Source organism: Paenibacillus provencensis (assembly GCF_042678545.1).
In the GTDB taxonomy this organism is placed as follows: Bacteria; Bacillota; Bacilli; order Paenibacillales; family Paenibacillaceae; genus Paenibacillus; species Paenibacillus provencensis.
In genome coordinates, this window is sequence record NZ_JBHTKX010000001.1 from 3,227,906 (window position 1) to 3,252,247 (window position 24,342).

General features: G+C 44.1%; 19 protein-coding genes, 1 pseudogene and 1 CRISPR repeat array. Of the genes and pseudogenes, 2 read left to right on the forward strand and 18 right to left on the reverse strand.

Going from position 1 to position 24,342, the window contains the following annotated elements; genetic code table 11:
* Position 1: 1 nt before the first annotated feature.
* The 7 genes from cas1c to ACFQ3J_RS15510 form a co-directional block, all read right to left on the reverse strand.
* Entirely contained in the window at positions 2 to 1,033 is a 1,032-nt protein-coding gene (cas1c, locus tag ACFQ3J_RS15480) for a type I-C CRISPR-associated endonuclease Cas1c (protein WP_091160388.1), read from the reverse strand.
* Positions 1,030 to 1,686, reverse strand: coding sequence for a CRISPR-associated protein Cas4 (cas4, locus tag ACFQ3J_RS15485; RefSeq protein ID WP_285850059.1), 657 nt, complete (start codon positions 1,684 to 1,686; stop codon positions 1,030 to 1,032). The genes cas1c and cas4 overlap by 4 nt, the downstream gene beginning before the upstream one ends.
* Positions 1,676 to 2,536 (reverse strand): type I-C CRISPR-associated protein Cas7/Csd2, encoded by an 861-nt coding sequence (cas7c, locus tag ACFQ3J_RS15490; RefSeq protein ID WP_091160391.1) that lies wholly within the window; start codon positions 2,534 to 2,536, stop codon positions 1,676 to 1,678. Before cas7c ends, cas4 begins: the two co-directional genes overlap by 11 nt.
* Before the next feature lies 1 nt (position 2,537).
* Positions 2,538 to 4,460 carry a type I-C CRISPR-associated protein Cas8c/Csd1 gene (cas8c, locus tag ACFQ3J_RS15495; protein WP_091160392.1) on the reverse strand — a complete coding sequence of 641 codons (1,923 nt, stop codon included), beginning with the start codon at positions 4,458 to 4,460 and terminating at the stop codon, positions 2,538 to 2,540.
* Positions 4,457 to 5,179, reverse strand: coding sequence for a type I-C CRISPR-associated protein Cas5c (gene cas5c / locus ACFQ3J_RS15500; RefSeq protein WP_251582534.1), 723 nt, complete (start codon positions 5,177 to 5,179; stop codon positions 4,457 to 4,459). The genes cas8c and cas5c overlap by 4 nt, the downstream gene beginning before the upstream one ends.
* Positions 5,180 to 5,198: 19 nt before the next feature.
* Positions 5,199 to 7,640, reverse strand: coding sequence for a CRISPR-associated helicase Cas3' (gene cas3 / locus ACFQ3J_RS15505; protein WP_251582535.1), 2,442 nt, complete (start codon positions 7,638 to 7,640; stop codon positions 5,199 to 5,201).
* Between the two features lie 800 nt (positions 7,641 to 8,440).
* A CRISPR array of direct repeats spans positions 8,441 to 9,271; the repeat unit is 32 nt; unit sequence ATTTCAATCCACGCATCCACGTAGGATGCGAC.
* Between the two features lie 210 nt (positions 9,272 to 9,481).
* Positions 9,482 to 9,643, reverse strand: a complete 162-nt coding sequence (locus tag ACFQ3J_RS15510) for an LPXTG cell wall anchor domain-containing protein (RefSeq protein WP_251582536.1) — start codon at positions 9,641 to 9,643, stop codon at positions 9,482 to 9,484.
* Between the two features lie 233 nt (positions 9,644 to 9,876).
* Between ACFQ3J_RS15510 and ACFQ3J_RS15515 the strand changes: the two genes are divergently transcribed.
* Positions 9,877 to 11,331: a methyl-accepting chemotaxis protein gene (locus ACFQ3J_RS15515; protein WP_251582539.1), complete on the forward strand. Its 1,455-nt coding sequence runs from the start codon at positions 9,877 to 9,879 to the stop codon at positions 11,329 to 11,331.
* Positions 11,332 to 11,424: 93 nt separating this feature from the next.
* On the opposite strand, the gene ACFQ3J_RS15520 is transcribed toward ACFQ3J_RS15515, so the two are convergent.
* Entirely contained in the window at positions 11,425 to 11,916 is a 492-nt protein-coding gene (locus tag ACFQ3J_RS15520; RefSeq protein WP_251582541.1) for a YbaK/EbsC family protein, read from the reverse strand.
* Positions 11,917 to 12,109: 193 nt separating this feature from the next.
* On the opposite strand from ACFQ3J_RS15520, the gene ACFQ3J_RS15525 reads away from it, so the two are divergent.
* Positions 12,110 to 12,757 (forward strand): DUF1796 family putative cysteine peptidase, encoded by a 648-nt coding sequence (locus tag ACFQ3J_RS15525; RefSeq protein ID WP_091160402.1) that lies wholly within the window; start codon positions 12,110 to 12,112, stop codon positions 12,755 to 12,757.
* Between the two features lie 156 nt (positions 12,758 to 12,913).
* Here ACFQ3J_RS15525 and ACFQ3J_RS15530 read toward each other — a convergent pair whose 3' ends face one another.
* The 10 genes and pseudogenes from ACFQ3J_RS15530 to ACFQ3J_RS15575 form a co-directional block, all read right to left on the reverse strand.
* Positions 12,914 to 14,302, reverse strand: a complete 1,389-nt coding sequence (locus ACFQ3J_RS15530; protein WP_251582543.1) for a glycoside hydrolase family 30 protein — start codon at positions 14,300 to 14,302, stop codon at positions 12,914 to 12,916.
* A 32-nt stretch (positions 14,303 to 14,334) separates the two neighbouring features.
* Positions 14,335 to 15,975 (reverse strand): sugar ABC transporter substrate-binding protein, encoded by a 1,641-nt coding sequence (locus ACFQ3J_RS15535; protein WP_251582545.1) that lies wholly within the window; start codon positions 15,973 to 15,975, stop codon positions 14,335 to 14,337.
* Between the two features lie 153 nt (positions 15,976 to 16,128).
* The gene (locus ACFQ3J_RS15540; protein ID WP_251582547.1) at positions 16,129 to 17,016 is read right to left on the reverse strand and encodes a carbohydrate ABC transporter permease; all 888 of its coding nucleotides are present in this window, start codon (positions 17,014 to 17,016) and stop codon (positions 16,129 to 16,131) included.
* Between the two features lie 26 nt (positions 17,017 to 17,042).
* Positions 17,043 to 17,991, reverse strand: a pseudogene (locus ACFQ3J_RS15545) (ABC transporter permease).
* A gap of 326 nt (positions 17,992 to 18,317) precedes the next feature.
* Positions 18,318 to 19,328, reverse strand: coding sequence for a LacI family DNA-binding transcriptional regulator (locus ACFQ3J_RS15550; RefSeq protein ID WP_251582549.1), 1,011 nt, complete (start codon positions 19,326 to 19,328; stop codon positions 18,318 to 18,320).
* 337 nt (positions 19,329 to 19,665) lie between these two features.
* A complete protein-coding gene (locus ACFQ3J_RS15555; protein ID WP_091160410.1) occupies positions 19,666 to 20,838 on the reverse strand; it encodes a dicarboxylate/amino acid:cation symporter in 1,173 nt (390 codons plus the stop codon).
* A 255-nt stretch (positions 20,839 to 21,093) separates the two neighbouring features.
* Positions 21,094 to 21,441 carry a hypothetical protein gene (locus ACFQ3J_RS15560; protein WP_091160412.1) on the reverse strand — a complete coding sequence of 116 codons (348 nt, stop codon included), beginning with the start codon at positions 21,439 to 21,441 and terminating at the stop codon, positions 21,094 to 21,096.
* A gap of 2 nt (positions 21,442 to 21,443) precedes the next feature.
* Entirely contained in the window at positions 21,444 to 22,520 is a 1,077-nt protein-coding gene (locus ACFQ3J_RS15565; RefSeq protein ID WP_251582550.1) for a WXG100 family type VII secretion target, read from the reverse strand.
* A gap of 268 nt (positions 22,521 to 22,788) precedes the next feature.
* A complete protein-coding gene (locus ACFQ3J_RS15570) occupies positions 22,789 to 23,358 on the reverse strand; it encodes a DUF4256 domain-containing protein (protein ID WP_251582551.1) in 570 nt (189 codons plus the stop codon).
* A gap of 103 nt (positions 23,359 to 23,461) precedes the next feature.
* A complete protein-coding gene (locus ACFQ3J_RS15575; protein ID WP_251582552.1) occupies positions 23,462 to 24,328 on the reverse strand; it encodes a GNAT family N-acetyltransferase in 867 nt (288 codons plus the stop codon).
* Positions 24,329 to 24,342: the final 14 nt, after the last annotated feature.

Here is a 24,342-nt window from a genome sequence, read left to right on the forward strand (position 1 = left end):
CCTACTTCCATAAAAATGGAGGGTACTCGTCCAAATCATTTCTTAAGTAACGAGCAAGTAATAAAGCCTGCACATGGGGAACTAGCCCCCAATTGATCTTCTCCCCGAGATAAGGATGAGTAATTTTATCCTGCTTTTTACTCTGCCATGCAGATAAAAACTTCTTTCTACCCTCATTTGTCATTAGAACCGCACCATTTTCTTTATGATGGAAATCAGCCGCATTCATCACTTGTTTGTTAATCAATGAAAGAACAAACCTGTCAGCATAAATTCCACGAAGCTCCTCCATTAAATCTAAAGCGAGAGACGATCGTCCAGGGCGGTCTCGATGTAGAAACCCAACATATGCATCGAGACCAACCCCTTCAAGAGCAGAAGCAGTATCGTTAGCTAATAATGTATAGGCAAGTGATAACATCGCATTTACTTTGTCTAGTGGCGGTCTGCGTGAACGGCCATGAAAGTAGAAATCATCTTTCTGCTGTAATATCATGTCATTGAACAATTGATTATAGCTTAATGCGGCTTGCCCTTCCAATCCTCTTAATCTATCAAGATCGTTACAATCTCTTATAATAAGCATTATAGCTGATAAGCTTACAGAGACTGCCTTGAATTTTGCAGTATCAATTCGAAGCGGATAATCCCTTGTCATTCGCTCAATCATCCACTTTTGATTGTATATCTTTCCAATAATGAAATTCCTGGATATCTCCGCGGATTCAGTCTCATTCTCAGATAGTCGATATTGTTTCTTACGCAGAATAACATTCCCTCTGCTCTCTCCTGTTACTCTTGCTAAGAATCTTCCATTCATGGTCATAAAAACAATTGAGATATTTCGCTCCGCACAGTAACCCATTAATGCAGGACTTGCACCGGTGTAACCAAAAGCTACAATAGAATCTAAATTGTGAAGAGGCAGTCTCCCTAAGCGCTCCTGTTCTTTTAACAGAACAACATTATCACCATCCAATGACAGATACACATCGGGTTGAGTAATATACAGGGAATTTAATAGTTTTTTCATTCTCCCAATTTCCCCTCTATGTAGCTCCGTACAGACCTCTTCGTCATCATCTCAGGAAGACACACCGTCTGAAGTGAACAATTTTTACAAAATGTGCCTGTTTTCACTTTGGGTGTGTATTTTCTGTGGTAATAATCATACATTTCTTTAACAATTAAATTTACATCAGATTTTATGCTTGGCGTAATCGATACTTCAAGCCTATGCTTAATCTCATGATAATAAATATACCCTTTAGATATTGAACAAAGAAGCATCTCTTCCAGACAAATGGCTTGTGCAGCAAGTTGTAACACATCAGCGTCATTTAATTTTGGTTTTCCCCGTTTGTACTCTACCGGGTATGCTATATATTTGCCTTTCATCCCGCTGACTTCCACTCCATTATCATCCTGAATAAATTCAACTACATCACAAATACCAGATATCTTCAGCATCTCTGATTTTACAGGCATTGCTCTGACAGTAAGTTTATTGTTTCTTTTTGCTCGGATAAACGGTTGATCCGCTTTATGATGCAAATGCTGACCTTCTACGGTCTTCACATTATCTTCCCACTGCTGTTCGATATGGATTAGGGCCCACTGTCTTTTGCAAAATTGGAAATGTTGAATACCAGACAACATCAAATATTCTTCTATATTAGTGTCCATCAATAATTTCTACATTAAGACCATTCAACTCATATAACTCTATTGCATAGTCTTCAAATGCTTGAGGATTTTCTCTTTTCTTCTTAATATCCAGTGAGCGATGAACCTTTGCCGAAGAGTATTGACCTAGCTTGGAACTATGCTCCCACCAGTAGACTTTATGTACTTCCATACTGCCATCAGGTCGGGCACCAGAAGCATCATTTTCGAAGAGAGTAACTAGGGCCTCTTTTATTTTCTCTGCATCCTCATTAGTAAATCCTGTTTTTCCAGCAAGCTGAGTATTAATGCTGCCGTAAAATACATATAGTCCAAAATCAACACGATGCTTCATCCCCATTGTATCACTGCCCCTGTCAGCGCCTGGTTCAGAGTTTACACTTTTAGTGATTTGCAGACTAGTAATATCAATCGGGTCGACACTTTTTGCACTGTGTAATGAAACAGGACCTCGAACTCCTACAGAGACTCCTTTTCCTCCTGAAGCCTTAAACGCAAACACCTGTCCGAAACTGCGGACATCGAGCCATGTCTCAGACGCTACTTTTGCGAACTCTTCTTCGGAAATATTTTTGGATTTCATAATGCTGTTTAACGCTTCATTTGCATCAGCCCGTTCACGCAAACTCCCATATGCATCATTCTTGCGATCGTTTGACTGTACGAAAATAGCCTCACCCAAATCCTGGAGCCTATTTCTTATTTTTCTTTTAATCGCCACATCCGAAATTTCACCGTAACCATCATAGTTTTGCCTCGGACGATTCCCATTAAGTGGATCACCATTGGGGTTTGCATTTCGAACAGATAAAACTACTGCAAAATCAATCTTATGAGTTAACGTTGACATTTTAAATCACTCCTTCTTCATCGTTTTGAACTAGTGATTCTGTTGCTTGATTTTTGTCTTTTTTCTGATAAAGCTCATGTCGTTGACTGGAGAAACCTAACAGATATTTACCTGACAGCGGCTGATTATTGAAATCCTCCAGTTTAAACTTGCTGCTGATCTCATCTAGAATTCGGGTCCAAATCACCGCTCCTCTGCCGAGGCGGACTAGATAAGGCTGCAAGGATGAATGTATTACCTTCCAGGTTCTTTCAGGATGATTGGCAAAAGCGTTCATATAACGAATCGCATTCGTTGCCCTCTTCTCATCTCCTAAAGCTCTCCGTTCCAGTACATCTGCGACTGCAAGCATACGACCAAATAAATAGCTCCGGTCAGTACAATTTATATCCAATCCCAATTGAAATTCCTCCCCTTGCTCCATTAGCTTTTTATTTATCAAAGCACATGCGATACTAAGTGTCTTTTCCCACTCCCACTTTTCCATACCTGCAGGATTAGATGCTCTTTGATAGACGCTTGTCACAATGTCCCTGGGTAGCCTTAAGCCATCTACAATACACGGAATAAGGCGTTCCATCAGTTCTTTCACGATCTTCTCGTTTGCTCTCGGGCCATAAGCAGCAAATGCAATATCTTTAGTAGCGGGGGCACCAATAAATTCAATCAATGTACCGTCATCATTTTTACGATATCGATGAAGCCACACACAAGTCGTATGCCATTTTTCGATTTTATCCATATATAGTTCCTTCTGAAAATTTCGATAATAAAGAACAGACATACGTCCGGTCGTCGCTGAATCCAAGACCATAATATTAACTTCACTTCTCATAGATGGATTATTTCTAAATCCATCTAGTGCTTTAGCAAATTCTTTAGCATAAGTGACACTTGTATTGGATTGCTTGCTAACCGTGGCGGATGCTGGCGCAATATCAAAGCTGTCCTCCATCGGATCAGGGATATTCGAATTTACCTCATTCGTCCAAACAAGGAATACTCGCTGATCTACCGTTTTCCCTTGGCGCTGAATAAGCCATTTTAATGCATTATGAGCCTTCTGTGAGACCTCATAGCTTATACTCGCTGCATCACTGCTTTTAGAAAATCTGCCTCTAAACGTAAATCCGCTTGTGTCGTTGGCAGATATCAATTTTGCCTTATCTGCTGCATTCCTGATCTTATTCGCATGTCTCTCGGTACTTGGGAGCAATTTACCTGTCACATAACACAGATCTTCTCTTCCTAAGAGATCTTGATAATATTGAATAAAAGAATCATAAACTCCCGGATCATCCCAAACCTTTGTTAACATGTGATGTGGTGAGTACACCGTAAATCGAATAAAAGCACTCTCAGGTCCTCCAGCAATGACCCCGTAAATCGGTGGTTTTTCTGAGGATAGCTCTTCATATTTCTTGTCCCATTTCGTAATCAAATGATGGTTACTATCAACAAATAGCTTCTTATCTTCAATTAAATCTTGTATTAGCTGTCCTTTGCTTAAATACGAGTAAATACTCTTTACTTTAGGATGAGCATATGGAGAATTGGCCCAATTGCTCAATTCCTTAATATAGGTTGCAAAAGGCTCCTCTCCCTTTACCTCTCCTCCATACTTCAAAAAATCACCTGCAACATAGCTCAGCTTGTCGTGTAAGGGGTACGGCGCGATAACGGATCCTGCACGACTAGATGATTTCTCAGTACAAGGAATTAATGTGCTGGCATCTTGCTTATCAATTACATGTGCTGAATGAAATTCCCCATTTTCCGTAATGTATACTTCTAAATGAGCGTTTTGAGTGGTATGTGAGATGGGAAGGAGCGTATATTCCCGTTTGCTCCGACTCGTTTCAGTCACTCCTATGCGATCCAAATTTGATTCATACGTTTCATATAACTTGAGCAACCAACTCATGGAGTCCCCTCCTCTTCCATCTGTGCATGCAGCACATCTGCCGATACTATATTTGATTGGTCAAACAGCTTTGGCTCCATATTCCGAATGACACGGACTTGTGTGCAGTTCTCTGGTCTAATAAATTTAATAATTCCATTTTTCATCACTGGATTCCACAGCCTGACCTCTAACTGATCTCTTCCTGTTTCATCTGGATAGTTTAATCCATGCACCATATTCCCAAAATGAATTTCGCCATCATAGCTATCATAGTAGCTATCTCCGGTTCCATATTCGCATGGCTCTACATAACCTTGACACTCCCGTGTCCCCAGAAAAATATCTCTGCGACCTCCCGCAGCCAAAGCGCGTTTTAAAATGTTGTGATGCTTATGTTCATTATGATCATGCTTCAAATCCTGACGGTGCATATTAAATTCAAAATAAGCACGTACCTGATACCGGACATTTTTCAGGTACGTATAATTAGCAAGCGTATTGCCACCGCCGTATTCAATAGGACGAATGCCCTTCGACTCCATGCTAATTGGATTCATTACTCTTATCTCGTCCACATACATAATTAATGTTGGCTTCCAGTAAATACTTTCAACAATGCCCTTAATGGCTTGATACGTCGGAATATGATAAGAAAGCTTCTCTCCCCCCAATTTTGTCAGTGGATCTGTAAACAGTGCGTAGTCACCATAGACCTCAAATTCAATTGAGTTTCTCAATTTCTCACCTCCTTTCTCGTCAAAAAAAGTTCATTTCTAAGGAACTTTCATTTTGTAAATTCAATCCATACTCTAAGTCGTAAGCACTCTCGCTCAAAATCAATACTTTACCATCTAACAAACTTTTGACTCCTCCATTTCTATCAAGTATCTGCAATTCATGGCGGAATAACTGGATTGTATACTGTTGAGACTTCTTTAATAATCTCGTCAGATCTACTATGCTTGTATCACCATTTAAATCTGCTATAATTTCCTTGCCTTCTTGACCGTACGGTACTATTACTGAAGTAGTCATATCCTCAATCACTTCAAAATGAGTTGCTGCTGTATTGTAGCTGTTGGCTAAGTACAAAGGCAGGGCTGTCTGATGTCTCGTAGTGTAATCATTAAAAAATGGACTGTTCTTTCTAGGTGCGGTCAAAAGCCGGGAAATCGTAATGTCCGATCCCAGTTGTGGCAGGCGGTAATTGAGATCCGAGCGGAAATTGTTATACAGTTCCTGAAAATATCTTTTCATCGCTTCAATGGATAGCAAGTGACCACCATGAGTTGACGGATCTTTTAACATATCGATAAGGATTCGCTTGGTTATCTGTTTGCCTGCCTTGATTTCAGGCAATTTATCCAGATTTTCTTCCATATGGTCAATAACATATACCTTTTTCAATCCATATTCACCATGGCGGTTACATCTTCCTGCTGCTTGAGCGATAGAGTCAAGACCTGCCAATGACCGGATTACACATTCAAAACTCACATCCACCCCAGCCTCAATTAACTGAGTACTGATACAGACAACTCTCTCTTTGTTATTCAAATGATCGCGCACCTTATTTAGAACGTCCTTCCGATGGGCAGCACACATCGAGGTACTCAAATGGTATATAGATACATCTTCTCTTCTATCTGAAATCAATTGTGTATAAAGCCTCTTGACCACTGTTTTGGTATTGAAAATAATCAGCACACTATTGAGTTCTCCCATCTTCTCGGCAACAAAATAAGAAAGCTGATTATTATTCATCGCTATACCTGTTGCTTGATCTATAATCTCTACTCTCTTAAAAGCGGTAATGACTTCATTCAAGTTATCAATGATTTCACCATCCGGGTTCACTTCCAGCTTATTCTCAACATATTCAAGGGCAGGTTGAGTTGCTGTACAGAGCACTATGCTTGTTGAACAATAGGATTTCAAGAAATTTAAGGCTTGATTAAATAACGACACGCATGGAACAGGGACCTTCTGTACTTCGTCAAATATGATGACAGATTGACTTAAATTGTGAAATCTCCGAATATTACGGGATCCTTTGGCATAGATTACATTAAGAAATTGAACCATCGTCGTAAAAATAATTGGAGAATCCCAGTTATCCTTTGCTAGTTTCCATTTCTGCCGCTTATTCATCAGTCCATCATCGAGTTCATCGTTATCATCAGAATCTTCTATAATGTTGGAATGATGCTCCAATATATTTTCATCGTCCATTAATATCTGTCTTACTTCAGCTGTGTTTTGTTCAATAATAGTGGTATATGGAAGGACATAAATGATTCTTTTCTTGTCATAATTCAATGCATGCCTTAAGGCATAGCGCAGACTCGCTAGCGTTTTGCCTCCGCCTGTTGGAATAGATAAGGTGTAAATTCCTGATGGTTTGTCAGCAAACAATTCGCATTGTTCAGACATTTGTCTTCGTAGAAGGTTAATGGGGTTATTGCTTGATTCTGTTTGAAAGGAATCGATCTTCTTCATGAGTAGATCATAATAAGAGAGAAACAGGCTGCTTCTATCAACTTCATTGAATTGTTCATTTTCTTTGCCCTCTTCAAACAATCGCGTATTTGTTCGGTCAGCATCAATAAGTGCGCTGAAAATAAACTTGGTTAAAAACATTAGCTTTGTCTCCAATGAGTGAGATGTTTCCAGTGCCATAAATTGATCTAATTCATTCGCCGCCTGTAAGACGTATTCCTTAAATTCTTCCTCGCTCATTACGGTTTCAAATAAGGCATTTTTTGCCTGATCATATTCATGAAGATGTTTGTCCCTGACACGGTCTAAATATTTCGATTCTAAGCTGGTATCTAAGTAATCTTGCAAGTAGGAATGATGGGAGATAATAGCATTACCAACAATTTCAGCAAGTAGTGAAGTATTTAGTTGACGTCGTTCTTGATGATACAACTCATATAACAGCTTTCCACCTGCAGTTGAATGATCGATGCTTCCTCTTTTAGGTGGATGATCTGGGTTTTGTACCGCTTCTAGTATGTATGTCCGAAAACTATCTGTGAATTTCCCCATGTCATGCAGCAATCCGGCCAGTCCAGCTATATGTGCTGCTCCTATCTTACTTCCGATAGATTCTGCCAACTTTTTCACTTCAAGAAGATGTGTTTCTACCAGCTGATGCTCTTGATCTCCCTCTCGGATATGCGCAATGAAATTCATCGGGGCTCTCCTTATCTTCTCTTCGTTTGAATCAATCTAGTCTTAATATATAGATTAAATTTGTCTACAGTCTGTCACCAAACATATGTTTTCTTTACATATTTTTTTGAAGAAAAATGTAGTTTTTTCGATAGAATTCTTTCCCGCTATAAATCCACATTGCAATTTCATAGGGTCCATCGGCACTATCTCTCTTTTCCGTAATATAATTTGTTCTATATGGTTTAGATTCTGACGATTGCAGCCAAAAGTATCTTTGCAAAATGGTATCAGAGATGTCGGTTCATAAAGCAGTTTCTGTTTACTTCGTCTTTTGCCACATGCTATACAGTGTCCATGCATCAGGAACCACTCCTCATCCATATTATCTTTTAAGCTTAACTGCTATTTCTTTTTCCGCGTTCTCTCAAACAAATAACATTATTATTGAAGGTTAAGTTTTCTCAAAAAAATTGGAGCAACATAATTCTTTTGATTAAGCGCTACCGTTTTCAATCTCAGTGAAACCCACACCCAAAGGAGTAAACTATCCCGTTCCGATTATGTTTAAGGAGAAACTATGAAATTCCAAAAAGCAAAGGATTCCTGCAACGGATCAAGGGTTTCCAAGCATTTTTAGACAACATGTCAACGGTGCATCTGTTTCTACAACCATCAATACTTTTAGCACAAGCTGAATAACTTAAGACATGTAAATTAAAGTCAGGCTTTATGTGTGGTTTTTAAATTGACTAAGACAAGGGCAGCTCTTGATAGCTGCCCTTGTCTAATCAGTTATAATCAGTTATAACCATTTTATTCTTTCAATCCACGCATCCGCCAAGGATGCGACGAGGCCAAGCCTCCGGCTAAGCCCCTCCACCTCCTGATTTCAATCCACGCATCCACGTAGGATGCGACTCCACTTGCCTGTTCTGGAGCATCTACACCAAGATTTCAATCCACGCATCCACGTAGGATGCGACCTATTCGACGATGACGTAAATAGCACCTCCCATGGATTTCAATCCACGCATCCACGTAGGATGCGACTTAAGCTATAAACGTCTCATCGGATACGAGGCCAATTTCAATCCACGCATCCACGTAGGATGCGACCCTGGGCGATGTGCTCAATAACTACAAGGATCAATTTCAATCCACGCATCCACGTAGGATGCGACTAAACAGGGGACAGATTACGCTTATCCTGCCGGATTTCAATCCACGCATCCACGTAGGATGCGACTTTGACTTACACTATGATGTCGATAGTTAATGTGAGATTTCAATCCACGCATCCACGTAGGATGCGACGTAAGATCGTAGTCACTGATTAGACTTTTGAGTATTTCAATCCACGCATCCACGTAGGATGCGACTTAGATGATTGGTTTACTTTAGACGTTGAAGGTATTTCAATCCACGCATCCACGTAGGATGCGACTTGAATATGTCTTTTGTAAATGATTATATCGAAACTTTATTTCAATCCACGCATCCACGTAGGATGCGACGTCGTTTTTTTAAAGGAGAGGGGTGATATATATCCCTAATTTCAATCCACGCATCCACGTAGGATGCGACTACGGCGATGGGTAGCGATGCCGCTCAAGACGTATTTCAATCCACGCATCCACGTAGGATGCGACTCCGATATTCGAGCAAATATTGTCGAAACATCATTCTAAAGAGAGGCACATCTATACTAATTAATTCTTTCTCGCAACATAGACCCATATATTATCTATAATACAAAATAGTTGCAAATAGTCACAGTGCGAATCTCTCTAGCAATTTATGTTCACTATACATTCGCACTTCACATTTCTAGTACTTGTATCAACTCTTTCCTGTCTCGCTCACTTCTTCTTCCGGTTAACCAGATAGAGTCCTCCCGCGCAGATGATTATCGCTGCAATGGACAGCATGACATTGCTTGCCGACATATCGGTGATGAGTAAACCCAAGAGAGCGATGATGATTAGAATCGCATACATTATGTTAATAACTGCCTTCCTCAATTCTACTTCCTCCTGTTATAAGGTAATTTATACCAACATGAAAAATTATCTAAGATATGTAATTATTTTGGACGATATATTTGTATTGACTCAAATTCATTGCTGCGTAGAACGCTGGATTTGATTCAGTCCGGTATTGTTTATCTTAACATTTTTTCAAGAAACCAATAGCAGATTCTTTTGTGAAAAGATAAACACCGAATCCCTATTTTTCAACTACAGGAGGAACATGAATGACTCAAGATTTACTCGAACTTCACAAAAGAAACGGTCTGCTGGTACTACTGCTGTGGATATGTACCACCCTTGGTATCGTATCGACAATCGATTCAATGGACGGGGTATTGTCAATCGCCTATCCTGCCATTCCTATTTGTTTATTAAGCACCTTCCTATATTGGAAAAAGCTATTTATTCCGCAAATTAAGCTCTTAATGGTTATCGGTATCAACATTATTAGCTTTTCGATTATGTCGATGGGTTCAGCTGTAACCAATTCACTCGTATTATACTTGGGATTGGCCTTCTGCTCCCTCTATATGGATCGATTTATCATGATTCTAAACGGAATCATCGGGCTGGCTTTATTGAATTATTTCGGCGCTACTGCATATGTCGGAGCGGATATTGTCGGACTCAACACGTTCTATATCGTCGTCCTGCTCACACTGATTGGTCAGAGCACGGTCGGGACTCGAATGCTGGGGAATATGAACGCTAGCATGAATGAAGCGAACGAAGCCAAAGAACGGGTCGAACTGCTCATTAATGAAGCAAGAACGGTCTCGGCAACACTCAATACATCAGGCAAGGAACTGAACGAGAATGCGGTCATGGCAGGAAAGATCAACGCCGAGGTACTGGCTGCATTTCATGAGATGTCGGCAGGCATCGAATCCCAGGCAAGCAGCGTTTCCGATATCAGCTCCGCGATGGAGAGCCTGAATGATTCGGTTCAGCGTACTTTCGCTGCCTCAGAGACGACAAGTGAAAAAGCCACTATTGCCGCCGAACTGACTAAGGAAGGCCAAGACCAAATTACCGATCTTGCAGCCAAAATGCATCAGGTCTCAGAGCTCGTCGATAATACAGCGGTGATCATGGAGAAGGTCAATTCGGAAAATGTAAAAATTGGCGGCATCCTCTCTTCTATTGAGGAGATTGCGAAGCAGACCAATCTGCTGTCCTTTAATGCCTCCATTGAAGCGGCCCGCGCAGGAGAACACGGCAGAGGCTTCGCTGTTGTGGCCGAGGAGATTCGCCAGCTTGCTCAGCTGACCCATCGTGCATCATCGGACATCGCTGACATTCTATCCTCAATCCAGAGCAATATCAGCTCGGCTGCTGTCCGCATTACGGATGGCCAGACCGCTTCCCGCTCTGGAGCTGAATCGGCGGATATCATCACAGCTCTATTTGTGCAAATCAATACGAATACAAAGGAAGTCATGGACCAGTCAGACCATCTGCTTGAGCTGAACATTCAACTCCAGTCTGCATCCACTCAAATCACCGATGAGATCTCCTCCGTATCCTCCGTTACAGAACAGTCGGCTGCTTCTGTCGAGGAGGTGCTGGCGAGCGCCGAGCTGCAGCAGCACCGGGTGAATGAGATTGTGGTAAGTATCCAGAAGCTGAATGAAACCGCGCAAGCCATGGAGAAGACGTTACAGGACAGTAACAGCTGAATTCGGATTTAGTGACTTCTCAGTAATTCAGCCATATAAAAAGGAAGCTCCCCAGCGTATTGATGCTGGAGGGCTTCCTTTTCTCTCATATACTTATGTCGAAGCTTCTTCCTCTTGCCAGCCTTTGCAGACATCAACCCAATCGTTCGCATGGGAATACAGAGCCAGTTCATCACAGGTCAGCTCGATCGCAGAATTTGGACTGCCGCAGGCAGGGAACAGACTCTCAAATCGTTTCATGGACACGTCCAGATACACATCAAGCTCGCGAGCTAAGCCAAATGGACACACCCCGCCAATGGGATGACCTGTCTGTACGACTACTTCCTCCGAACCCAGCATTCTCGCCTTATAGCCAAAGAGATCCTTGAATTTCTTGTTATCGATCTTGGCATCACCTGCTGCGACGATCAGGACGGCATTCTCGTCTGCTCCACGGAAAGAGAGTGTCTTCGCAATTCGAGCCGGGATCACACCAATCGTTTCTGCGGCCATATCCACCGTTGCACTAGAGGTATCGAACTCAAGTACATCCTGTTCTCTGTTATACGCGCGGAAGTGTTCTTTTACACTAGCAATGATCATCGTTCAAGCTACCTCCCTATTCTTCTCTCAAATTCATACAATAAGCAGTACGGTTAGCGATTCATCACTATTTTAGCTTGTTTGCTTGAACAAAATCAAAGGTCTTAGATCTCGCTTCTCTCCACTTATGACCTGAACTTTGCAGCGCTGCGAACATAAAATATAGAAATTACGAGGAAGAAGTGAAGTCTACATGATCTTGCAGGAATTGAAGGGTGCTTACACCTGTTATATCAGCCTCGGCAGCTCATGCGAACCGGCCGCGCATCTCCGTAGAAAGGGACTTCGTACCTTCTCCGGTCCACTGGATTGGTCTGTCGCCTTATCGCTGACCGATATAAATCGGCTGCTGATGAACCAGTTTCAAGGGTATATGGAGCTCTCTAATATGGGACTCATTGACGGTTATGCTACTTATGTGGACAACGAGATCGTTACACCTGTTAAATCCTATTTTGTGAAGGATCACCAATATAATGTTATTTCGGTGCATGATTTCCCTGTTGTTGAGGGCCAGGATTGGACTACTTTCCACCCCGCTTTCAAAGAAAAAATCGACAGACGCTGCCAGCGTCTGCTGAACCATTTGCGCAACAGCCCGAATACCCTGTTTATCCGTTGGGGGAGCACTTATGAGGAAGCGCTTCAGCTCCAGACAGTGCTCCGTTCGCTTACGGGTGGCAGCTTCCACATCCTGATCGTGAATGGCATCGATGGACTGAATTCCGTCGTAGATAACGGCTGGGCACTCCCCGGTATCTGCTCTCTGGGGATTCCAAACCGGGCTGGGGACGACGTAACATGGGATTATCTATTGGATGGGTTTAGTCTTTCAAGCTGAATTGAGTACAATTCATCATTTGCGACTCATACAGTGGTGTTCATCCAGCATATTGAGACAAGCCAAACAAGGCGAGGGCTTCATCCACTGAATGGATGACCCTCGCCTTGATCTTGTTATACAATTATAGATGAAGCAACATGTCGGCTCTGCTATCTACTGAAATGCTAGAGTCAGTGCGCTCTTCGCCGCCATTCCAAAGCTTACACAGTCTGCACCTGGAACGTGCACCTCTACAGAGCTCTCATCCTCACTGTCATTGAACAATACGACGGTGATGGAGCCGTCCGTGTTCCTGAACGCCACAGAACGGACGGTTTCATTGCTGCTGGAGCCGATTCGCACCGCCTTCGGGCGAATATGCTTGCTGAAATGGGCAAGCGCATAATAATCCAGAGTATACGTCAGCTCACGCGTCTCTTGATGAACAGTCACAATCCCGCGGCAGGTGCTCTTACCAAAGCCCGGCACTGTCGGTCCGTTGTTCTCATCAAGCGCCATATTCCACAGTACGAAGGATTTGCTGTAATTGCGCAGGATTTCAATTCCTGTACGCATGACATTGGAGAAGGCCTGCTCAAACGGCGGAATCCATTCTCCTCCGGAGCCTTCCGTGAAATGCACCTCTGTGTCAGGATAGGCCCGGAACACAGCAGTCTGTGCGGTTGGGCGGCCCCCATACCAATGCCAAGCCACTCCATCCACGGCTTCCGCCGCCTGTTCCAGCACGGTCAGCGGATATTCCGGCTGATCCCAGTTGTGGTCGTAGCACAGGATTTTGGTGCTGAGTCCATTCTTGACGAACTCAGGCTTCAGGTGATTCTTGATGAATCTGGCCTGATCCTCTGCTGGAAAAATCATGCCCGGATAATGACCAGGTGAATACAAGGATTCATTCTGCGGTGTAATTGCGTAGACCGGCAAGCCATGCGCCGCATAAGCCTTAATGTACCGTACGAAATACCCGGCATATGCCGGATAGTACTCCTCGATCAGCTCACCGCCGATCATGGAGCCGCTTGTCTTCATCCAGCCCGGCGGGCTCCATGGGGAGCCCATCAGCTTGAGCTGGGGATTCAGACGAACAGCCTCCTTCATGAGTGGGATAATATCTGCTTCATCATGCGCGATGGAGAAGCTCGCAAGCTCTGAATCCGTTTCTCCTTCAGGCAGGTCATTGTAGCTGTAGAAGTCCCGGGCATAGTCTGAAGCACCCATCGGATTCCGTATAACGGACAAGCCGATACCTTCAGCGGGATCAAACAGCCGAAGCATCAGCTCCTCCCGCTGCTCGGGCGAGAGCACCTGATGGATCAGATAGGCTGCCGAATCGGTAAAGGAAGCTCCGAATCCATCCAACTCCTGATACTGCTCGCTGTCGTCGATGATGATGCTGCACAAGTGTGCCTTGGGATCAGGCGGTGTGAGTTCTTCTCTCGTTTTGTTCACATACAGGGATTGCTCTCCATTTGATTCGTAGATGTTCAAGTTCGTCAAGTTCCGCATGCTGCTCTCCTCCGAGTTCTTCCGTTTTAAGACTTCCATATTTAACATCCCATTCTCGCTTCCAAATTACATTACAGACCAAGCTTCTCTTTGTTCGCTTTCATCTTCTCACTGCGGATCTCTACAATCTTCTCCCAGCTGTTGGCATCGAGGAACCCTTTGTATTCATTCAGTACCGCTTCAAACTGGGCATCGTCCTTAGACCGGATCATACTCACCATTGAAGTGTTCCACTTGGTGTTGATCGCTGTAAGGGCACGCGCTTCCGGTGTACCTTGGTCCGGATCAATATTTTCGAGGATAAAATGCGGTACCAGCTTGCCTTCACCCCATGCCTGCATCTGCTTGATCGACTCAGGGAAGGCATCCTCACTCAGCGTCTTGTGCTTGTCATGTCCGAAGAACATGAATTCACCCATCCGGTATTCCTTCTTGAACTGATCCGCATTGTTCTGCTGAATTTCTTTGACCTCCGGTGTAAACTGCACCGTTCCATCTGCGTTCTTCACATATGTCTCGCCTTCGATCCCGTAGTTCATCAGCATTTGCCCTTCCTCACTGAGGAGATAGGTGAACAGCTGCATGGATTTGGCAGGATCGGCGTTCTGCTTCGTAATGAAGCTGACCATCCAGCCCGAGATTCCGGATTGATTCAGCTTCGGCGCATTGGAGACTGTGCTCTGAGGTCCGTCAATAGCCATGTACTCCTTGCCCGGGTTGGCCGTCATGAAGATCTGCAGGTTACCTCCCTGCTGCGGTGTGCCGTCGAGCATAATGGTCGCGTACTTGCCGGATTTCACTTTTTCCTCAAATGCGGTTCCGTCATCAGCAAAGCTGTCATCGCTAATGTTGCCGTCACGATATACCATATTTAGTGTCTTCAGCCAAGTGAGATAATCCTCATCCAGGTTGCGGTTATAGAAGCCGCCATTTGCATCCTCCAGCGGAACTCCGATGAAATCCTGAAGTACGTCACCTAGAGATCCAGTGCCTTCGCCAATCGAGTTAAAGCCAAGTGGAATCAGCTCAGGGAACTGTGCCTTGATGTCATTCATGACGGACTGGAACTCTTCCGGCGTCCCTACACTTGGACTTCCGAGCGCTTCATACACATCCTTACTAATAATGAAGGCCGTCTTGGCCGGAATCGTCCCTTGATCGTAGTCCTCCTGCGTATTCGAGTAGTTCGGGTAACCATACGTCTTGCCGTCTGCGAGCTGGAACCAGTTCAGTGTATCCTGCGCAGCCACGGTGTTGAAATAAGGATCGTATTGCTCAGCCAGATCGTTTAGCGGAAGTGCCCACGTCGAAGCCTTCTGTACCACAGGGGAATTGATGCCAAAGGTCGTAATGAGATCCGGCATGTCGCCGCCCGCAAAGAACGTATTCAGCTTCGTGTCATCACCTGTGATAAATTTAATATCAATGTTTAGGTCTTCCTTGATCTTCTTCGTTACAACGTCATTGCCGTAATCCGTGTTCCACCAATCTGCGTTCACATACCAGGTCAGCTGCGTCGTTTCTTCCTTCGTGTCGAGCTGCCATGCCGGCTTGCTTGCATCCGGTGTATAACGATCCTCAATGGAGATCCAGTTTGCTTCCTTGGAGCTCGAGCCTCCCCCGCCGCAAGCGCTCACGAGCAGCATAACGGACATCATGACAGCTGTCAGAGTGAAGCCTTTTTTGCCAATACCGAGTGTTCTTCTAGACATATTTCATACCCTCCTCTTGATATTAAAGCGCTTACTGAATAAAAGTGATTCTTACAAAAAAAGAAATTCATCAGATCTATGTTGTGCTTCTTGTGATGCCGTAACTTGGCCTGCGAATGACTGCAAACGTATGCCCCAATATGGACTGAGCTCCTACTCTTTGACTGCCCCGAGCATCATGCCTGAGATAAAATAACGCTGCAAGAGCGGATAGATAATGACAATCGGCAGCGTGGTAATGACGATCGTCGCCAGCTGTACGCCTTTGGTCGCCGTCTCGATGACAACCGATCCCCCGATATTTTGCATAGACTGTGTCTGCGACTGCACAATAATCTCATACAGCTTCATCTGCAAGGGATACAGTGCTTCATTCGTGACATACAGCTTGGTAGTCATAAAATCATTCCATTGCCCGACTCCGTTAAAGAGTGCAATGGTCGCCATGGCCGGCATGGACAGCGGGATAAAGATTTTGAGGAACACCTTCCAGTCGCCGGCTCCGTCGATCTTAGCCGATTCCTCCAGCGCTTCCGGCACACCTCGGAAGAAGTTCATCAGAATAACGACATCGTAGTAGCTGAGCAGCGCCGGAATGATGTATACCCAGAAGCTGTCCAGCAGACCGAGGTCCTTGATCAGCAGGTAGGTAGGGATCATGCCGCCGGAGAAGAACATCGTAATGACACCCATAGAAACGTAGAGCTTGCGGCCGCGTACGTATTTTTTACTGAGACCATAGGCGACCATCGCACAGAAGAACACATGAGTGACTACCCCGATGACGGTCTTGGAGATGGATATGAAAAAAGCCTGCCAAATCGATGAATCCCGGAACACCGCCTGGTAGTTCTCCAGTGAGAGCTCGGATGGCCAGAAGATATAACCACCCTCTGCCAATGCCCGGCTGGAAGCAAAGGATGAAACCACGACATTCCAGAGCGGAACGATGATCACAATCATCGTAATGACGAGCAGTGTGGTATTTACCGCATTAAAGAGCCGGCTGTCGATGTCTCCTTTAATTGCTCTTGAGTTCACAAGTATTTCCCCCCTTATATAAAACCTTATAGCACGGATTGATTATCGTTCAGCCTGCTCGTAATCTTGTTTGCCGTCAGCAGCAAAATGACCGAAACGATCGATACGCCGAGACCCACTGCTGTCGCATAAGAAAAATCGCCCTGCGTCATCCCCATCCGGTACTACATAGGAGTTGATGACCTCTGCACTTTCCCGGTTCTGTGAGTTCATGAGCACAAGTGTCTGATCCAGATTCGAGCCGAGTAGTCCGCTCACGGTCAGAATCAGGTTCAAGCTGATGATCATCTTCATGTTCGGAATTGTAATGTTCCAAATTTGGCGAAGCCGGTTGGCTCCGTCGATCTTGGCAGCTTCATAATAGGTAGGATCGATCTTGGACATCACCGCCAGGTACAGAATCGTCCCCCAGCCCGCTTCCTTCCAGATGTCAGACAGAACGGCGATCCACCAATATTTGCTTGGGTCGAGCAGGATGTTCTGCGGCTGTGAGATCAGACCGAGAGAGAGCAGAATCTGATTGAACAGACCTGTCGTCGACACCCAGGTGATCAGCATCCCGCCAAGTACGATCCAGGAGAGAAAGTGAGGAAGATAGGATACGGTCTGGACAAATTTCTTAAAGCGGCTGCCGCTTAGTTCATAGATCATGATGGCTAGAATGATAGGTACAACAAACCCGATCGCCAGCTTCAGGAAGCTGATGCCAAGCGTATTAATGACCGATTCCCAGAAATACTGATCCGTCATAATAATCTTGAAGTTGTCGAGCCCGACCCATGGCGCACTGTCGATTGTGTCAATTACGGTATAGCTCTTGAAGGCGATCGTGAGTCCATAGATCGGAATAAAGTTGAAGATGATCATAAATAGTACGCCCGGAAGAATCATGGACTGCAGCTCCCACTGCTTCACGTAATCAACGCAAAATTCCTTGATCCGCTGTCCCATGGGCTTCTTGGCTGGCGGCCTCATCGTGCCTGACGAGGTATCAACCGGCTGAATCAGAGCTGGTTTGCTCATTTGCTTCTCTCCTTTTGAAATTTTTTAAAAGAAACATAAAAACGTTTTTATTTTTTGTTAAAAAAATATCACGTTTTTTTCAAATAAGACCGCTTTCATAAATGCTAAATAAAGATTCATCAAATGAAGGATCTTGATAAGCTTTGCTTGAACTACTTTCACTGCTTTTTCACGTTTCTAATCTACTTTCATTCATTTCACTGTTACTTTTTACATCTCTCGATTTGTAAGCGTTTACTATTAGACTGGGCGGGAACTTCCCTTTTGTTGTAAAAAGGTTAATCCCGCACCATTTTGATCTGCGTCGAGCCTCTAACGATGAGCTCTCCCGGCAGCTTCTCATGCCTGCCCTCTTCCTTCTCCTGGATCATGCGAATCAAATGGTTCACGACAAGTATGCCCTGCCTTGCGATTTGGTTCCGCACTGTGGTCAGCGATGGTGAAAAATACTGTGCAATGTCGATATCGTCAAAGCCAACGACGCTCGTATCCTGTGGAATTTCGTATCCGAGTGATTTGAGCGCACGCATCGCCCCGATTGCACTGAGGTCGTTGCCTGCAAGGAATGCATCCGGCAGCTTGCTGCCATGCACATTTACAAATGATTTGACCGCACCGTATGAGCCTTCCTCTTCAAAATAACCCTGCAGAATATAGTCTTCATCGACCGGCAGGCCATAGTCAGTCAGCGCCGCAAGGTACCCGGCCTTCCGCTGCTCACTATCGAACATCGTCTCTACACCCGCGATATAGGCGATCTTTTTGTGACCCAAACTGATCAGGTATTTCGTAGCTTCATACGCATCCACATAGGAATCGAAGATAATGCTTCCCATGGATTCATTCTGTATCTCACGATCCAGAAACACCGCCTTGATGTTGTTCTTCTCCATAATGGCAATGTCATTCTCGTCGATTCTGAGCTCTTCGTAGACAATGACGCCATCTACTCGGCCGCCAAGAATGTTGCTCATAATAACCTGCTTATCCTTGGTTACGAAGATATTCAGACCGTATCCGTGGCGGTCACATTCCCGTGACATTGTCTCCACCAGCGTATAGAAATACGGTCCTGACACGCTTGTGGTGAAGAAGCCCAGCATCTTCGATTTGCCCGATTTCAACAGCTTGCCGTTGATGTTCGGCACATAATTCAGGCGCTTCGCGACATCCAGAATATGCGACTTCGTCTCCGGATTCAGCACATCCACATCGTTCAGGGCATTGGAGACCGTTGAGATCGACACTCCCGCCTCCCTTGCCACATCTTTGATCGTTACCTTTCTCATCTGCCGTCTTCCTTTTTATAAAAACGTTTTTATGAACTGAATATACTATAGGTGTGATTTTATGGCAACTGTTTTTTTGAATTAGAGATGGAATTAAATCGTGGTTTGTACGGATTTACAAACACTTTGTTCTAATATTTCAGCTGGGCTATTGGCCACACAATAATAGAAGATAGACTACTTTGGCATCCATCTTATGCAGCACAGTTTACATCCATGAAATTCAAGAAAGAGATGTACGAATCTTTTCCCCTTTTAGAATTAGCCTCTTCCGCTACTTTCCATGTAAAAACAGCTCAGACATCTCGTATGAGAGGCGCTGAGCTGTTTTAATATTTTATGCAGGTTCCGACTTGCTCATTCGATCCGTGATGATCGCGATAGCACCGTCACCTGTAACATTCGTTGCTGTTCCGAAGCTGTCCTGAGCAATATACAGCGCAATCATCAGTGAGGTCAGCGTCGTATCGAAGCCGAGCATGGACTCCAAGAGACCGAGTGCGGCCATGACCGCACCACCGGGAACGCCAGGAGCAGCCACCATGGTAACACCCAGCATTAAGATGAAGGGGAACATCGAGCCGAAGGTAATCGGCATCCCCGTCAGCACCATAACGGCCATCGAGCAGCTTACCAGCGTAATCGTACTGCCGGATAAGTGTATGGTCGCACACAGCGGAATAACGAAATCAGCTACCTTCCCCTTGACTCCATTCAGCTTCGTCTGACGAAGCGTCACCGGAATCGTTGCAGCCGAGGACTGTGTCCCTATCGCTGTAAAGTAAGCGGGAATCATATTTTTGAGCAGGGTGAACGGATTCTTGCGGCCAATCTGTCCAGCCACCGTGTACTGTATGACCAAATAAAGAATATGCAGGACGATAATCATGACAAACACTTTAACAAAGACAGATAAAATCATCGTCACCTGTCCGCCATACGTCAGATTGGCAAATACACAGAAGATATGGTAAGGAAGCAGCGGAATGATAACTGATGCAATCAGCTTCTCGACAATGGCTCTAAAGTCAACCATCACATTCTGCAAAGCTTGTCCCTTAATGACCGCAGCCCCAAGCCCAAGTGTGAAGGCCAGCAGCAAGGCAGTCATGACCCCGAATACAGGCGGCATATCTACGGTGAAATAAGGCGCAAGCAGTGCCTCTTCCGGATTGCTAAAAGATTGGGTAAGGCTTCCCGCCTCCAATATATACGGGTATAACAAGGTTGCAGCAAGAAACGCCAGCAAGCCCCCTATAATGGAAGAAACATAGGCAAGACCTGTCGTTAACCCCAGCAGACGTCCTGCCCCCCTTCCCAGCTCGCCGATCCCTGGCGCTATAAATCCGATAATAATCAAAGGTATGGCGAAGCCTAAAAAGTTGCCGAACAGACCGCTAAAGGTAGCAAGCCCTGCAACAAGCCACTCCGGTGAAAACGAACCCACCGCAATCCCGAGTAGAATGGCAATCAATATCTTCGGCAGCAAGCCGAGCTTCTTCTTATTCATGATGTCATCACCTATTAATGTCATATTTTTTGTCCACTGTACAAGGACACTAGTCCTCTTTAGGCGGAATTCTCAAAAATATATCACATAATAATGTAATTGTCATGTCCTAAATGTATGAAATTTGAGTATTATTAAATATTTTTCCTAATTTATATTTCTCTGTCTCTTGTGAAGGTTATCTATATACAAGAAATCATCTAGGTAAAGAAAAACCTTGAATAAGTGACGAACACTCAATCAAGGTTATACTAACTACTCTACGGTTACATTGTCACTTCTAAATGTCATTATTTTTATATCTCCTTCACCTTCAAAGACGATTCTTATGTCTTTCGATGTTGAAGAAGAATCTACATCCGAACAACTGATCTCCAAGATTGAATCGGAATCTACCGTATCATTTGTTGAATCTAAATGATAACTTTGTACATTATCGAAAGTAATCTTAATTACTTTCATTTCATCTTCCTCGGGACTGTAATTTTTTTGTCTCCAATTACAAAGATCAATATCGAGAACCAGTTTCTCACCATTAATACCGATATTATCTATTAAGCTATCGTGTAAATCGTATTCTTCAATAAAGGTATCTATTTTCATACTTACTCACCGTCCTTTATTACTATATGAGAAGCTTTCGAACCTTTACCCACTGGATTTCCGTCAATATCAAAATAATAATCGACCTTTTTATCGGTATAACTCCGATTCTGGATATGGTAATGGTCTACTGCTTCGAATCCTGTTGCACCCTTCTTTCCTGGATCATAACTGATTTTGACACCTGTTTCAGGGCTGTAATATTCCCGAGACAAGGTATTCTGGGCTTTCCTTGGATTAGTTACATCCTGCCAGCCTTCTTTGAGCAATTGATCTGGGGTCTTTGTTCTTATGTCGTTGATCATATTGCTCATGGCTTGACCCATACCCTCAGTATTTTCTTTTGATCTACCTCCGCTTCCACCCGTATCCGGTTTATGATTCGGACCTCCCTTAATCCCGAGCCTGCCAACCAGAAATGAACCCAACATTACGCCTGCCTGTTCGCCAACGAAGTTAGCTTTTCCAGATGCGTTAGCCTCCTCCTGAATTCCTTCCAGGAATGCTTCTCGTTTCGCTTCATCTATGACCATATCTTTGCCCCAAGCGGCACCTTCGATGAAATCCTCAACGGTTCCTACCGTAGCATTATAAGCCATATCTCCTAAAGTTCCGATAGGATTCTTAACAAGGGCCGTTCCTGTATCTTTTAATGATTCGACTACACTTCCCAGACCTTTATTGAGTCCTCCTGCCAAGTCCTTTGCGGTGTCTCCAACTTGATCTATAAATGATTTAGGCGGCTCACTAGGGGTACTTATCGTACTTAGTTTAGCGAATAGCTCCATCCGCTGATCGCCCATAAAATCCTGCAGCTGATCCGCATCCATGAATCGAACGGCAATTCCCTTTAGTTCCTGGCTAATCACTTGCATACGCTCTATGGTTACATTCATTTGCTCATAGGCTGTCTTAAACTCCGATTGAAAGACCAGCATTTTCTGACCATCCCACTGGGTTAATAGCGTGAAGATCTGCCTGAGCAAATTCTCATTGATTATACCCAGCTGCTGAGAAGCTTGGCCAAACTGATCGGATACCGATAACAGCACCTCAGTCGGAACTCTGATTCTCGTCATACGCTACCTCTCTATTTATAATAGATGAATTTAACTCAGACTATTATGAAATCAATCCAGACAGGTATAATTTTGCAAATATATTATTCAATGAAAAAGGTTCCCCTGTCCTTTCTTCGCCATCTCGAGTTCATACAGAAGTCCTTCATGAATGAGCATATGACTTTTATATCAGTTTAGCCGCTGTGCCGAGACGCATATGCCAAAGAGCCTCACTTATTAAGAAGTGAAGCTTATTGTCATTGTTCAGCTATTTTTCAATCTATAATTAAACTCTAAGCAAACCGCGGAAGCCCCTGGCACCGTAATAGGAATCTGCCCCGTTGTGGTACACAAACACTGTATCATACCGGTAGTCGCAAAATATCGCCCCACCAAGTTTTCGAATGTTCGGAGGTGTCTTAATCCAGCTTGATGTTTTGTTATCGATCTTTCCAAGCTTCTGCTGCAGCTCCCGAAATTGTTCTTCCGTCAGCATCTCAATTCCCATCTCAGCCGCCATGTTCACCGCACTGTTCTCTGGCTTATGCTGCTTTCTAGACTCCAGCGCTTCATGATCGTAACAGATACTTCTGCGGCCTTTCGGGCTTTCTGCGGAACAATCACAGAATGTGTATTCACCAAGCTCTGCATCAAAACCAATCACGTCAGGTTCACCGCCGGTTCTCTCCATTTCAGATAACGACCATATCTTTTCTGGCTGAGTGTGCAGCTTATCTTCTACTGCGCTCCATTCGATTCCCTCATGGCGATCCATATGCTTCTCAAAGCGCTTCTTTAATATCATAAGGATCTCTTCCTGCTGCTCCTGCGTTAATGTCCTCTGTTTATTTACCATTTACATAACCTCCAGTGCTTGTTTTAAATATTTCGGATCACATACCGTCTCAAGGGATCTATATATGCATGTTCTATATTCCATCTTCTTATTTCTTTCCATCTCAATCAATAGTAAGCATCATTTCATATTGATGTCCAATCGTTTCAAATCCTATTTCATGCAAAAACAACTTCATACCCTCACATGTATCATCCACATTAACAACTCGCAGTTGCTCACCCTTTGAATGCTTGATCAAAGCAGCTACTATGTTTGTCGCTATCCCTTTGCGCCTGTATTTCGGAAGCACCGCGACCTGCGGGACATCGCCTGTTGCTGAGTCTACGATGCCGTAACCTACAATCTTCTTCTCCTGCCTCACGACTGCATAGACAAACTGCCTCTCTACTGCACGAATGGAATCCATCGAGTTTTGCCAGGAGGGGCTGAAATCCCACAACAGTTGTAGCTGTTCCCACGTATCCGAATCTACTTTTGTCAGGTACTCGATGTCATAAGTCAGCTCTTTTGCATGAAAACAGCCCTGTTCCAGCTTATGAAACGAGAAGTTTCTTGTAATGGAAAGCCCTTGCTTTTTGTATAGCTCAAAGGCAGCCTTATTGTTTTGTAGGACCTCCAGCAAATACTGCTCCACCTGACTTCGCTTGAGTTCTTCTCGTACAGATTGGAACATGCTGCTTGAGATACCCTGCTGTCTATGTAAAGAAGTGACGCCGGTTCCAAGATCATATGCCGTTCGTGCTCCATCCCACATCCTCATTCCATTCAGGATAAAGCCAACAAGCTCATGTCCAGGTTCTGTAAATGCACCGATCGAAATCTCTGGAGAATAACCTCTTCTAACAAGCATCTTTTGAAAAGCTTCAAGCGACAGATTCATACTCACCTGATAATCGGAAAAGGCTTCTATAAATGCGCGATGCAAGGTTTGAGTATCTATGTTATCCAGTGTTTCGTATATGTACATGGGCTCGTTCCTCC

Coding starts and splice junctions, on each gene's coding strand:
- cas3 (WP_251582535.1), bottom strand. CDS start 7,640: ATGAATTTCATTGCGCATATCCGAGAGGGAGATCAAGAGCATCAGCTG.
- ACFQ3J_RS15570 (WP_251582551.1), bottom strand. CDS start 23,358: ATGGTAAATAAACAGAGGACATTAACGCAGGAGCAGCAGGAAGAGATC.
- ACFQ3J_RS15555 (WP_091160410.1), bottom strand. CDS start 20,838: ATGAATAAGAAGAAGCTCGGCTTGCTGCCGAAGATATTGATTGCCATT.
- ACFQ3J_RS15525 (WP_091160402.1), top strand. CDS start 12,110: ATGATCTTGCAGGAATTGAAGGGTGCTTACACCTGTTATATCAGCCTC.
- cas7c (WP_091160391.1), bottom strand. CDS start 2,536: ATGTCAACGTTAACTCATAAGATTGATTTTGCAGTAGTTTTATCTGTT.
- ACFQ3J_RS15520 (WP_251582541.1), bottom strand. CDS start 11,916: ATGATCATTGCTAGTGTAAAAGAACACTTCCGCGCGTATAACAGAGAA.
- ACFQ3J_RS15565 (WP_251582550.1), bottom strand. CDS start 22,520: ATGACGAGAATCAGAGTTCCGACTGAGGTGCTGTTATCGGTATCCGAT.
- ACFQ3J_RS15515 (WP_251582539.1), top strand. CDS start 9,877: ATGACTCAAGATTTACTCGAACTTCACAAAAGAAACGGTCTGCTGGTA.
- cas4 (WP_285850059.1), bottom strand. CDS start 1,686: ATGGACACTAATATAGAAGAATATTTGATGTTGTCTGGTATTCAACAT.
- ACFQ3J_RS15535 (WP_251582545.1), bottom strand. CDS start 15,975: ATGTCTAGAAGAACACTCGGTATTGGCAAAAAAGGCTTCACTCTGACA.
- ACFQ3J_RS15530 (WP_251582543.1), bottom strand. CDS start 14,302: ATGGAAGTCTTAAAACGGAAGAACTCGGAGGAGAGCAGCATGCGGAAC.
- ACFQ3J_RS15575 (WP_251582552.1), bottom strand. CDS start 24,328: ATGTACATATACGAAACACTGGATAACATAGATACTCAAACCTTGCAT.
- ACFQ3J_RS15560 (WP_091160412.1), bottom strand. CDS start 21,441: ATGAAAATAGATACCTTTATTGAAGAATACGATTTACACGATAGCTTA.
- cas1c (WP_091160388.1), bottom strand. CDS start 1,033: ATGAAAAAACTATTAAATTCCCTGTATATTACTCAACCCGATGTGTAT.
- ACFQ3J_RS15550 (WP_251582549.1), bottom strand. CDS start 19,328: ATGAGAAAGGTAACGATCAAAGATGTGGCAAGGGAGGCGGGAGTGTCG.
- cas8c (WP_091160392.1), bottom strand. CDS start 4,460: ATGAGTTGGTTGCTCAAGTTATATGAAACGTATGAATCAAATTTGGAT.